Annotated in this window: 9 protein-coding genes and 2 pseudogenes; 2 read left to right on the forward strand and 9 right to left on the reverse strand. The window is 46.9% G+C overall.

Annotation, left to right across the window (positions count from 1 at the left end; genetic code table 11):
* The first annotated feature begins 24 nt into the window (after window positions 1–24).
* Complete coding sequence (tnpC, locus tag EA26_RS08035) at window positions 25–1,557, forward strand: IS66 family transposase (protein WP_039426521.1); 1,533 nt, start codon at window positions 25–27, stop codon at window positions 1,555–1,557.
* Between the two features lie 36 nt (window positions 1,558–1,593).
* On the opposite strand, the pseudogene EA26_RS20395 reads toward tnpC, so the two are convergent.
* From EA26_RS20395 to EA26_RS08075, 7 genes and pseudogenes are all read right to left on the reverse strand, one after another.
* A pseudogene (locus EA26_RS20395) lies at window positions 1,594–1,752 on the reverse strand (IS3-like element ISVpa4 family transposase); the annotation flags it as partial.
* Between the two features lie 38 nt (window positions 1,753–1,790).
* A protein-coding gene (locus tag EA26_RS08045; protein WP_404975831.1) for an IS3 family transposase occupies window positions 1,791–3,325 on the reverse strand; the annotation gives its coding sequence in 2 pieces (ribosomal slippage) (window positions 1,791–2,872 and window positions 2,872–3,325; 1,536 coding nt in all).
* A gap of 63 nt (window positions 3,326–3,388) precedes the next feature.
* Window positions 3,389–3,747: pseudogene (locus EA26_RS08055) on the reverse strand (transposase); the annotation flags it as partial.
* Between the two features lie 181 nt (window positions 3,748–3,928).
* Complete coding sequence (locus EA26_RS08060; RefSeq protein WP_039426526.1) at window positions 3,929–5,065, reverse strand: HNH endonuclease; 1,137 nt, start codon at window positions 5,063–5,065, stop codon at window positions 3,929–3,931.
* Window positions 5,062–5,769 (reverse strand): OmpA family protein, encoded by a 708-nt coding sequence (locus EA26_RS08065; protein ID WP_039426529.1) that lies wholly within the window; start codon window positions 5,767–5,769, stop codon window positions 5,062–5,064. Before EA26_RS08065 ends, EA26_RS08060 begins: the two co-directional genes overlap by 4 nt.
* Before the next feature lie 2 nt (window positions 5,770–5,771).
* Window positions 5,772–7,523, reverse strand: a complete 1,752-nt coding sequence (locus EA26_RS08070; protein WP_039426532.1) for an anion permease — start codon at window positions 7,521–7,523, stop codon at window positions 5,772–5,774.
* Between the two features lie 121 nt (window positions 7,524–7,644).
* Window positions 7,645–8,085, reverse strand: coding sequence for an Lrp/AsnC family transcriptional regulator (locus EA26_RS08075; protein WP_039428883.1), 441 nt, complete (start codon window positions 8,083–8,085; stop codon window positions 7,645–7,647).
* Window positions 8,086–8,221: 136 nt separating this feature from the next.
* On the opposite strand from EA26_RS08075, the gene EA26_RS08080 reads away from it, so the two are divergent.
* Window positions 8,222–8,809, forward strand: coding sequence for a LysE family translocator (locus EA26_RS08080; protein WP_039426536.1), 588 nt, complete (start codon window positions 8,222–8,224; stop codon window positions 8,807–8,809).
* A gap of 63 nt (window positions 8,810–8,872) precedes the next feature.
* Here the strand turns inward: EA26_RS08080 and rimO are convergent, their stop codons facing one another.
* Both rimO and glgB read right to left on the reverse strand, forming a co-directional pair.
* Entirely contained in the window at window positions 8,873–10,285 is a 1,413-nt protein-coding gene (rimO, locus tag EA26_RS08085; protein ID WP_039426538.1) for a 30S ribosomal protein S12 methylthiotransferase RimO, read from the reverse strand.
* Window positions 10,286–10,492: 207 nt separating this feature from the next.
* Window positions 10,493–12,673: a 1,4-alpha-glucan branching protein GlgB gene (gene glgB, locus EA26_RS08090; RefSeq protein WP_052079793.1), complete on the reverse strand. Its 2,181-nt coding sequence runs from the start codon at window positions 12,671–12,673 to the stop codon at window positions 10,493–10,495.
* Window positions 12,674–12,881 lie beyond the last annotated feature (208 nt).

The following is a 12,881-nucleotide window of genomic DNA, read 5'->3' on the forward strand; positions in this document are numbered from 1 at the left end:
CATGATTTTAGTATAATCAACGCCATGAAAAAGACGCTAAATATCAACCCAGAAAGCCAAGATGTTGCCGAGCTACAAGCGATGGTGAAAGTGCTGATGTCGGAGAAAAATGAGTGGCAACAAGAGCGTCAATCCCTACTTGAACAGCTCAAGCTTGCCTTCGACCGTCAGTTCGCTAAACGCTCAGAGGCGTTAAAGCCTTACAATGAATCCCAAGGTGACCTCTTCAACGAAGCGGAGTGTGAAGCTGCTAAGGAAGAAGAGGTTGATGTTGTCACAACGACCACCACAATGAAGAAACGCGGCAAACGTCAGCCCCTGCCAAAGAGCTTGCCTCGTGAGGTTATCGAACTTGATTTAGACGACGATGAAAAGCAGTGCACTTGCTGCCAACATCACCTGCATAAAATCGGTGAAGACCGTAGCGAGAAACTTGAGTTCACGCCAGCGGTACTCAAAGTGTTGGAATATGTTCGTCCTAAATATGCTTGCCGCCAATGCGAGCAAACTCAGGACAACAGCCGCATCGTTCAAAAGCCAGCGCCGCAAAGTATTATCCCTAAAAGCTTCGCTACAGAAAGCTTGTTGGCCAATATCATCCTCGGCAAATACCAATACGCGATGCCACTTTATCGACAAGAGTCGTTGTTTACCCAGTCGGGTATCGAACTCTCGCGCACCACCATGGCAAGGTGGATTATCCAAGTCAGTGAGAAGTTCGCTCCACTTTATGCGGCCTTGAAAGCGCACCTACTTGAGCAAATGGTGATTCAGGCGGATGAAACGCCGCTCAATGTCCTCAAAGAAGATAAACAGTGTTACATGTGGCTCTACTGCTCGGGCGCGGACTCGCCAGATGCCGCACTGCCCAATGTAAAAAATATCGTCTTGTATGACTATCAAAACAGTCGCGCGAGGTCGTGCCCTGTTGCCTTCTTGGGCGACTATGATGGGTATCTGCAAACCGATGGCTATGGTGTTTATGATGGGCTTCATCGAGTCACCAATGTCGGTTGCTTTGCGCATGCTCGGCGCAAGTTCATGGACGCGAAAAAGCTTCAAGGCAAAGGTAAGTCAGGCAAAGCGGATAAAGCGCTGGCCAAAATCCAGAAACTCTATGGGATAGAATCCCGCTTAAAAGGTGCCAGTGCCGAAAAACGGAAAGCAGAGCGCCAAGAGCATGCTAAGCCGATACTGGATGAGCTTTATGAATGGATGACAACTCAGAAAGTGCTTGAGTCTAGCCCGCTGGGTAAAGCGATAAAATACACGCTCGGTCAGTGGCCGAAGCTCATTCGCTATATCGATGACGGTCACTTATCGATAGACAATAACCGTGCTGAACGCGCAATAAAACCGCTGGTTATTGGGAGAAAGAACTGGCTCTTCTCGACCAATCCCAATGGAGCGGAAGCGAGCGCGATGCTTTACAGTATCGTCGAGACAGCGAAAGCCAGCGGCCTTATCCTTTACGACTACATGGTCAAGTGCATGCAGGAGTTAGCGAAAGCGGAACCTGATATCGATGCACTCCTGCCTTGGAACTTCAAACACTAACAATATCGCCCCGTGGGATCATGGGGCGGATACGTTGCGATTAACGCTATGGCCCTTTTTAGCCAGCTCAGTTCGAATGCGCCGACTGCCCATAAACGGATACTGCAGATGAATTTCGTCAATCATACGTCGTAACGTGATCTCCTCAGCAGAGAGTCCGATGGGCTGATAGTAAGCGGTAGAGCGAGCAATATCGGTGTTTTTCAAGATAGTTGCCATCATTTGCTTGCTTATTAAGCAGCTTCTCTTTCTGGATTTAGGTGGACTTCACCAACTGGTTCACAGTTCCTGATATCACCAGGCCAGCGCTCAGGTTTTCGCTGTTTTGCTGCGAGCAATACCTCAGCTCGGCGCTTCAAGATCTCTTCATCTTTTCCATTATGACGCTCTGAAGGCGTGACATAATTTAGCTTACTGTGTTTGTGCTCGGTGTTGTACCAGCGCACGAAGGCTTCAACCCAACGTCGACTGCTGTCGAGACTTTCAAAGCCCTTTGTCGGCCAGTTTGGCATGTACTTTACCGTGCGGAACAACGATTCTACATACGGATTATCATCACTGACTCTTGGACGGCTATACGATGAGGTAATGCCTAACTCATCCATCTTCGCTTTGAACGTCAGCGACTTCATAGGCGCACCGTTATCTGAGTGAAGAACCAGCGGTTGACTGAAGCACTGCTCTCGCATCAACGTCCGCTGCAGGAGTTGTGAGGCTAACTCGCCGCACTCACGTTCATACACCTCATAACCCACGATTTTTCGGCTGTAGATGTCCTCAATGACGTACAGATAATAGTGCTGGCCTCGAACCTTTGAAGGCAAGTAAGTGATATCCCATGTGTAGACTTGATTCGAGCCTGTCGCCGTATAACTCGTTGGCTTCGCTTGTGTTTGTCTACTCCTCTGACGGCCTCGATGATGAAGTTGCCCTTGTGCACTCAGTACCCGATAATAGCTCGACTCTGAGGCGATATACTCACCTTTATCAAGCAGTGTCGGTACGATTTGAGTTGGAGGTAAGCTCGCGAACTCTGGGCGGTTACACACCTCGATAATGGCATCACGCTCTTGCTGAGAGAGCTTGTTAGCTGGCTCAGGTCTGGCACAGGTCGGTCTTTTATCCGCTTGAACCTCTCCTTGCCGATACCATCGACGATACGTTCTCAGGTCAATTTGAACCTCATAACAAGCTCGCTCTAAGCGGCAACCACTTTGCTTGGCATCGTGGATAAGAGCAATCAGGTGCTGCCTTTCATCGGTTGAGGTTAGTCGTCCTCTGGCTCTTCCCCGTAAAAGGCTATGAGCTTTTTTCGTAGAACCAACAGGGCAGCCGTTTCAGCGAGCGCCTTTTCTTTGTGGCGTAACTCCTTCCTAAGCTCTTTGATTTCAAGCTTATCCGCTTTGGCCTGCTTCTTTGCTTGTGCTTCCCGCTCTTTACTCGACATGAAGCCTTGCATACATTCGCTGCGCCAGCGTTGGACTTGCTCTGGAAACAGACCTTTTTCACGACAATATTGGCTGAGTTCATTCTCGGTCATCGAGTAAGTCTCGGCGACGATGGCGAGTTTAGTTTGAGCAGACCACTGCTCTGATGAAGTGTTGCTGTTTGGCACTGCGGCTCCTGAACGTCTGAGTTGCTGTCGCCAATGATACAGGGTTGCAGTGCTAATGCCTTCCTCTTTTGAAAGTTCGCTCACTGACATTGAGTATGGAGGCAGCAGCTTCTTCAATATGGCTTCTTTTCTTTCTGTTGGAATACGAGACACAATTCACTCTTACCGCCCTAGACTGGTTAAATTTTAACAGTGACAACTATCCTGCCAGAGGGGGATATTGAGCAGCTCACATTGGCGCTTTATCGGCAATGGGGTGGATTTAACCAGCGAACTCTTTCGCTGGGCTCGGTCTAACGACCGAGCACTTTGGCCAAAAAATCATTTTCCATGGTCAATTGACCGATCTTGGCGTGAAGTTTGTCCACATCTTCGGAACTCTCTTTTCCTGAGTGATTTTCGGTGGCAAAAATCATGGCTGCGTTTTCAAGCAGCTCCTTTTTCCATGTTGAGATCTGGTTAGCGTGCAGGTTATATTTCTGAGCTAGCTCAGCGACGGTTTTATCGCCTTTAGCGGCATCGAGAGCCACCTTAGCTTTAAACTCAGGAGAGTGGTTTCTACGTTTTCTAGTCATAATCTGTCCCTGTATTGTTGGGTACTATCAAAACAGATCGACCACTTAAAGTCATGTCCGAAAATTGGGGGCCACTTCTTTCTATTTGGTCATGTAGAATTTCCAGATCACACCTAGCCATTCACCAATTTGTAACTATCTTGATAGGTTTTGGACTAAAATTTCTAGTTGCTTTTAGTCTCTAGTATCTTAAATTGTACGCCTGTGTTTTATAGTTTTCTAAAAACTCATTAACTCCCACTGCGTGCCAACCATGTCGATTCGCTATATCTAGATCGTTCTCCGATATTGCAATGCCAAACTTATGTTTAGGCCAAGCAAGCTCAAGATGTGCAGCTAAATCGTCAGTGCCATTCTCTATCACATAGTTAATCTCTGGAAGTCTTAGATACGCCTGACGACAAGCATGTAATACTCCATGCACTCCAGGATCTGAAAGGTTAAACAACTTCTCCCAATCAACTAAATCATCCAATAATCCTTGTTCTTTACGCAAACAGTTTATGGTCTGACGTTCTCTATGACTTAAAGCCATATGTTGATGCATTGGCTGCTTACTGTGGCAATCGACACAAAGAGCTCGCAGATTTGACGAACGATTATCTGACTTTACTCCATTTACGTGATGAACATGCAAAAGAGATCTGTTTGAACGCATGTCGACTTGACATTCCTCACACTCAAAGTTCTTCTCAACTCTATAATGAGATGATATTTTTGACCAATCGGCTGTATAGCCACTCTCTGCGGTTTCACCTCGTCGAGATGGCATATACGGAAAAAAAGAGCTATACGTAGAGAAAAACTCTGCCATATTGAACTTGTCGAAAATATTCGAGCGACTCCCACCACTACCGTAGCCCTTATAGTTCAATTGGCCGAGGCATAGTTTACAAACATTCAGTCTTGCATAGCCATCTTCTCGACCTTGTCCATAAGAGTGACTACCAGATATAGGAAACTCACCTGACGTATCATTGATTACTACGTATCTCTCAAAGCGTCCTTCAGAACGCATGGATTTCAATTTAGAACAATCCGCAACATGATATTTGTTTCCCATTGATGGATTATTTATTACTGATTGAACTGCGTTACCATGATCTTTTATATAGAGCAGTACTTGTCTTCCTTTATAACTCAGTAAACCTGAGTCAATATCAACATCTTTAAGTTCAACATCTTTACCGTAAGCTAGTTCAACATCAATCTTGCTTTTTTCTGTTATCTGATGCTCCCACTGAAAAACTCCCCTCTTCTCTGGCTCCATAATTTCTACCGCATACATCAAAGAGTGGAGGTTTAGTGTTAATTTCATTCCGCCCCCAAAATCTTCAGTATTTGCTCTTCGGCATTGGTAATCACACGAAAAGATACTCTACGAGAGCGTTTTTCATCTTCAACACCTTCAATCACTACCGCTTTTGATGACGAATACCCAACTGCCGCTACATTATTCTTTACCCAGCCATAGTGTTTCGCGCGAACATCACTAAGCCTCATCACATATCCAAGGACTGTACGAGTTCTCGATTGGGACAAACTCATATTATTAAAATATGCCTCGTAATCGCTAGAATCGTGGTTCCAACGACTAGATGTATGCCCTTCGATTTTAATTTCTTGGATGATCGGTTTGTACTGTTCTAGAACTTCAAGGTAACGAGGAAAAAAATCATTCAAAATACGTTGAAACTGATCTGTTAAACTAGCTTTGCCATTAGCAAACAGAACTTCGGGTGCTGTAAAGTTGACACTCAATGTGTCTCTATCTATCTCAGCTCCCCATTTATCAAGATCCTTTGCAAACTCTTCCAGCAAAGAGATATAGATCGCTTGCTGTGTTTGCTGATAAGTTTCAGCAACATCTTTGATTTTGTCACGTTCAACTATTGCATCACGCATTAGTGCTACAGAGATAAAAAGGAACACCATCATCAAGCCAGCCATCAGATCTGATACAGACATCCAGTGCTCACCACCTTCACCTCTCGATGGAGGACTACCAAACAGCTTTTCCATGATTAAACAGCAACCCTAGTATTGATTACATTTGACATTTCACGCGTTAGCTTCTGGTAATCGCGAGTAAATTGCTGAGTGATAGTTGCAAGAGCTTCACCCATTTCATTCATCGTACGATTAATTTCTTGCTGCATTTGTAGATCAAGAATTTCCACCTGTTTTTCAACTGCACTACCTGTTTGCGCTACGGACTGGGTAATTTGATCTTCCAAACTATCAAATGTTCTGCGAACCGCTTGAGCTTGAACTTGGAACACTTCTTCCAAAGTGGTTTCCAATCGATCATGAAGTTTAGTTATCGCTGATGTAGTTTGTGACTGGATTTCTTTAGTACTATTAAGTAACTCTTGGTTGGCTTCTTTTAAAACATTACCTGTTTCGCGTGCGTCATCTTTAATATCAGCAACCAATACACGAAGTTGACTATTTAACTCAGTGATTGAATCTTCTAGATGTTGGCGAATCTGCTCAGTCGTGTTCGTCAAATGGTTGGTCATATTGCTCAAACCACCAGTTGCAGTTCCTACTTGCTCTTGAATATCAGACGATGCTTCTGCAAGCTTACCGCCTATAGTATGTGAACTTTCAATTAACTGCTTAGATACGCTCTCCGCACCACTTTCCAGATTTGTACGCATAAGTTCTACACCTTGAGTAGCAGTATAGCTAAAGTTATCAATAATATTTTGTGACTCGGCGAGCATCGACTCATAGTGACTAGAAGCCGCCTTTACAGACTCTCCAATCACCGACATAGTGGAATCCATCTGCTCTTTAATTTGAGGCATTGCTTCTATCGCTTTGTCCCTCAAGTCTTTAAATGCCTCAAGTCTATGCTCTAGTTCAGTAACTTGCCCATGACCTAGCTCCATAACATGATGGAGCTTTTCCATCGTTGCTGGGATTGATTCTGCTCGCTCATTGATACTAGCTACTGACTTCTCAGTTGAAGAAATGGCATCCACGCCTAGCTGATATTTCGTAGCCATATCTTCTAGTTGGTTTTTATAGTTTTCTTGCCAATCAACAAGTTTTTTCACCGACTCATCTAAGCGTTTAAAATTTTCTCCAAACTGCTCAGTGAGTTTGTCATTAAATTCAACAATTACCTCTTTAAGAGCATTAATTACTTGCTCTGTAGCGGATTTAGATAAAAGCTCACCAAATTCATCCATCTTATTCCACAGCTTAAACTGGAACTGCTCGCTACTATTAGCTGCTTTTTCTAAATGACGGCCAAGTGATTTGTTCCCATCATTAATATCTGTACGTAGATTCTTTATCTGAGAAGTTAATGATGAGTCTTCGTCACCTTTAATTGCTGATAAAAGATCGTTTGATGCGTTCAATTGAGCTGACATTACAGAATAAATTTCTTCTGGACCAACAGCCTGGATGGTTAATTCATCTTTATGCGGGATCACTCCTAGAATTGCCTTGTAAAGAATCGAGGCTGCCATACCAACCAAACTAGTTAGAAAAGCCGTTTTTAAACCAGCCAGCAATGACTCTATGCTACCGTCGATATTAGATGGGTCAAATTCCATCAAACCCACTACGATGCCCGCAAAAGTACCAAGAATACCTAAAGAAGTTAGAATGTTAGTCGTACTTGCAGTAAACCTCGGATGTTTTCCTAAAAAAGCTAAAACACTAGAAATTATAAGTAGTAATACGATGGTATAGATGAATGCATCTGAGATTGATGCTGCGCTATAAGAAGCTATGATGGAAGCAAGAAAGTCGGTCATTTTTAGCAAATTAGTTGTCTATAAAGTCGGTGATTCTAGTACAAAATAATTATGCATGCCATACCATAAGTATGTGTTTTTATATGCAGCCTAGAAGGTCATATAAAATAGAGAAATACCTCTAACGCTCATCTTTCGGCGAATCCATCACGACCATAGTGGTGATGGATTTGACCTGCTCGCACTCTCCTAACACATCGGCGTGAAATTTCTTGTAGCTGACCAGATCGCGCGTTTCGACTCGAAGTAAGTACTCATTCGCCCCCGTGATGTTATGACACTCGACCACTTCATCGACAAAGCGCACATGATCTTCAAATTGTTGCTGCGCTTTTTTACTGTGTGACGCCAGCCCAATCGACACATAGGCGACAAAACCGATACCAAGTTGGTTGCTGTCGAGAACCGCTCGGTAGCCCTGAATCACCCCTTTACGCTCCAGATCTTGCACTCGTCTTAAGGTGGCCGAGGCCGACAAACCGACACGCTCTGCCAGCTCAACATTGGGGAGACGGCCATTGCTTTTCAGTGCGTGCAATATTTTTTCGTCAAACTTATCCATAGTGAAATTTTCTTGCTGATAATGTGTTTTGTCATCAAATATAAACACAAAATTGCCATTGAAACTACTTATGATTGTCGTGACCAGTCAAGCGTTATCTCATGAACCAACAATAAGAGAAATTGAGGAGAAAATGATGGAGTTGCAACAATTGGGGGCTTTGGCCTTGTTTGCGTTTGTTTCTACCTTTACCCCCGGTCCGAACAACATTATGTTGATGACCTCAGGGGCCAATGTCGGATTTGTGCGCACCATTCCGCACATGCTTGGCGTCACATTCGGTTTTGCCCTGATGGTGATCTTAGTCGGCGTGGGGCTGATGGGGCTGTTTAACCACTACCCGCTTAGCCATGATATTTTGAAATACCTCAGCCTGAGCTATTTGCTCTATTTGGCGGTGAAAATCGCCACCAGCGGCAAAGCGGCCGAGAAAGAGAACTTCACGCCGCTCAATTTTTTTCAAGCCGCCAGTTTTCAATGGGTTAACCCGAAAGGCTGGTCGATGGCACTGACCGCGGTCAGCGTTTACAGCAGCGGCAGCCATTGGTGGGAGATGACGTTGATCGCCGGGATTTTTATCGCTGCCAACATTCCTTCGGTCAGCTTTTGGGCCGCCGCAGGCACACAATTGCAGCGTTGGCTTACCACTAGCACGCGAGTCAAAGGGTTCAACATCAGCATGGCGCTTTTGCTACTGGTCTCCACCCTCCCTATGCTGGGATAAGCAAAGAGCCGGACAAGCCGGCTCTTTTTGATTGCGATGATTTGCTGGTAACAATCGGCGGCTTTACTGCGCGCTAGCCAGCGAACCCCACAGATCGTACTCATCGGCGTGCTCGATCACCACTTCAACCAGCTCACCCGGCTTGAGGCTGGTTTCGCCATTAAGGTAAACCAGACCATCGATTTCCGGCGCATCGGCGTAGGTACGACCAATCGCGCCCTCTTCGTCCACTTCATCGATGATCACTTTCATGGTGCTGCCAATACGCTTTTGTAGCTTGGCGGCACTGATCTCTTGCTGAACCAGCATAAAGCGTTCGAAACGCTCTTGCTTGACCTCTTCGGCGATCTGCTCCGCGATCTCATTTGCCGCCGCCCCTTCAACCGGAGAGTATTTAAAGCAGCCAACGCGATCCAGTTGCGCTTCTTTTAGCCACTCCAGCAGCATCTCGAAATCTTCTTCTGTCTCACCAGGGAAACCGACGATGAAAGTCGAACGGATCACCAACTCAGGGCAGATTTCGCGCCATTTTTTGATTTGATCCAGCGTACGCTCGGCACGACCCGGACGTTTCATCGCTTTCAAAACATTCGGGCTGGCGTGTTGGAACGGAATATCCAAATACGGCAGGATCTTTCCTTCCGCCATCAGCGGGATCAGATCGTCCACGTGTGGATACGGATAGACATAGTGCAAGCGCACCCAAATGCCCAGTTTGCCAAGTTCTTCACTCAGCGCTTTGATGTTTTGACGCACAGGCGTGCCGTTGGCAAAACCTAAGCTGTGTTTGCTGTCGACCCCGTAAGCACTGGTGTCTTGGCTGATCACCAGTAGCTCTTTCACGCCAGCGTTTTTCAAACGCTCCGCTTCGCTGATGATTTCACCCACCGGACGGCTGACCAGATCGCCACGCATCGATGGGATGATGCAGAAGGTGCAGCGGTGGTTACACCCTTCCGATATCTTCAAATAAGCGTAGTGCTTTGGCGTCAGCTTAACGCCATGATCCGGCACTAAGCTGGTAAACGGATTGTGCGCGGGTTTTGGCGCAAACTGGTGCACATGTTCAAGGACGTTTTCGTAGGCATGCGGGCCAGTAATACCCAGCACATTCGGGTGCACTTCGCGGATCTCATCTTCACGCGCGCCCAAGCAACCGGTCACAATCACTTTGCCGTTCTCTTTCAACGCTTCGCCGATGGTATCCAGCGATTCCTGCACCGCACTGTCGATAAAACCGCAGGTGTTGACGATCACAACGTCAGAATCATGGTAACTGTTGACGATTTCGTAGCCTTCGGTACGTAACTGAGTCAGGATTCGCTCTGAATCCACCAGGTTTTTTGGACAACCCAAAGAGACAAAACCGACTTTATTGCCGCCCGTTGGCGTCATTTCTTGGCTTTGCTGCTCGATGGTTTTCTTTGCCGTCTCCAACGTGGTTGTTTGGTTAGGCGTAAACGTTTGAACTGTCATTACTTGGTCTGCTTCCAGTGTTGATTACTTCCAGCCGGTCGTGATCGAATTGCCACTTTTCGCTGCTGGCGATATCTCTAAAGAGCGCGCGAATTATAACTGACGGCAAAAAATTGCAAAGAGCAAGATAAAGATTTTAGTGCAAAATTTAGCCAATAAAAAATGGGAACGCACGGTTCCCATTTTTACTGATCTTGAGACGGATTTTTAGCCCAGTTTATAGAACAGCGTCGACAGTGGTGGCAGGTTAAGCACAATGGATTGCGCCAGACCTTCGCTCTCAATAGCTTCGGTTTTCGCTTGTGGCACCACGGCATAATCGGCGCCAGCATATTTGCCGTCATCGGTGTTGAGCAACAACGAATAGGTACCCTGACTTGGCACACCAAGACGGAATTCGTCGCGCGGAACCGGAGTAAAGTTGGAGATCACCAAAATACGCTCACCCGCTTCACTAATACGCTCGTGAGCGATGATGCTCAGCTCTGCCGCGTCTTGCAAACGCCATTCGAAACCTGCTGGCACACAATCTTGATCGTGCAGCGCCGCTTCGTTGCGGTACAAGAAGTTGAGATCACGCATCAGCGCTTTCACCCCTTGATGACGTTCAAAATCGAGCAAGAACCATTGCAGTTGATCGTCGTGGTTCCACTCCGCCGTTTGACCAAACTCAGCGCCCATAAAGTTGAGTTTTTTACCCGGCTGACCATACATGTAACCGTAGTACGCACGCAGGTTAGCGGTTTGCTGCCACTCATCCCCCGGCATCTTGTTGTGGATCGAGCCTTTGCCGTACACCACTTCATCGTGCGACAACGACAGCACGTAGTTTTCACTGTGTGCATACACCAGCGGGAATGTGAGCGTGTTGTGATGGTATTTGCGGTGCACAGGATCTTCTTTGATGTACGCAAGGCTATCGTGCATCCAGCCCATGTTCCACTTAAAGCCAAAACCTAAACCGCCGAGGAAAGTCGGGGCAGACACGCCCGGAAAAGCAGTCGACTCTTCAGCAATGGTCATGGCATTCGGGAAGTATTTGTACACTTCCTCGTTCATCCATTTGAACATCGCAATCGCATCGTAGTTCTCATTGCCGCCGTCTTGGTTCGGGATCCACTGGCCGTGGCTGCGGGAATAGTCGAGGTAAAGCATCGACGCCACCGCATCAACGCGAATACCGTCAATGTGGAACTGCTCGAACCAGTAGAGCGCGTTGGAGACCAAGAAGCGGCGCACTTGCTCGCGGCCCACATCATAAATAAACGAGTTCCAGTCTTGGTGCCAGCCACGACGCGGATCAGGATCGTGGAACAGCGGCGTACCGTCAAAATTGGCCAAGCCGTGATCATCTGACGGGAAATGCGCCGGTACCCAGTCGAGCACAACGCCAAGGCCAGCTTGGTGACACGCATCGACAAAATATTTGAAATCATCCGGTGAGCCATAACGGCTGGTGGGGGCAAACAGACCAACCGGCTGGTAACCCCAAGAACCGTAGAATGGGTGCTCAGAGACTGGCATCAGCTCGACATGGGTGTAGCCCATTTCGGTAAGGTATGGCACCAGTTCATCGGCCAATTCGCGATAGTTAAGAAACTCGCCATCAGCATTGCGTTTCCAAGAACCCGCATGCAGCTCATAAAATGACAGCGCTTCTTTGCGCTTCGCCGTCACCGGGCGAGATTGCCAAGCGTCGTCTTGCCATTGGTAGCGATTGTGATCGTAAGTGACCGATGCAAAAGAAGGATATTGCTCAGCGTAGAAACCCCAAGGGTCTGCTTTGTGCGGTAGCCCTTTGCCATCAGGCCCTTTCATCTCAAACTTGTAGCTAACGCCCTCTGCTAGGCCGGGGACAAATAGGCCCCAAATGCCGTAATCCAGACGCTGCATCGGGTGGCGGCGGCCATCCCAATAGTTAAACGCGCCGACCAAGCTCACCGCAGAAGCGTGTGGCGCATAGACCAAGAAACGAACCCCGGAGATCGACTTTCCGCCGCGCTCCTGGGTGACAAATTGCGCGCCCATATGGTGATACATCTGCTTTGGAGTGTGCAGATCGTCATACTCAGCGTAAATGGTATGGTACTGATACGGGTCATCGATAAGCTGCTCCACGCCATTCCAATCGATTGCCAGTTGGTAATGCGTTAGATGCAGATCGCGCTTTTGTTCTAGAATAAACGCGCTCTCTTTTTCGCGCTTTAAGGCGATACGTGGTTGCCCATCCAGCAGCAGTTCCACTCCAGTTGCTCCGGGCATCCAAACCCGCAGTGAGCCTGCTGCATCATCAATAAATGGACCCAAAAATGAGAACGGGTCAGCGTAAGCGGCTTGAGACAACTTCTCTACCACCTGATCTCGCTTACTTTTTACACTTTTTTTCAAACCTTTTCCCTCACCAAACAGCCAACGTTGTGAACTAAATTCCGCGTTCACCACAAACTTATTGCGTTACACAGTAAAGCGCAAACGGCAATAAATAACAAAAATGCCCGCTTTATGGGGCGGGCATAATAACGGTAACTCATTCTACCAATTTACTGGTAAAGATAGAGTGACCCATGCTGTAGTTTCTGTGCGTAAAATCAAGTCA

The sequence above is a fragment of the Vibrio navarrensis genome (assembly GCF_000764325.1).
In the GTDB taxonomy this organism is placed as follows: Bacteria; Pseudomonadota; Gammaproteobacteria; order Enterobacterales; family Vibrionaceae; genus Vibrio; species Vibrio navarrensis.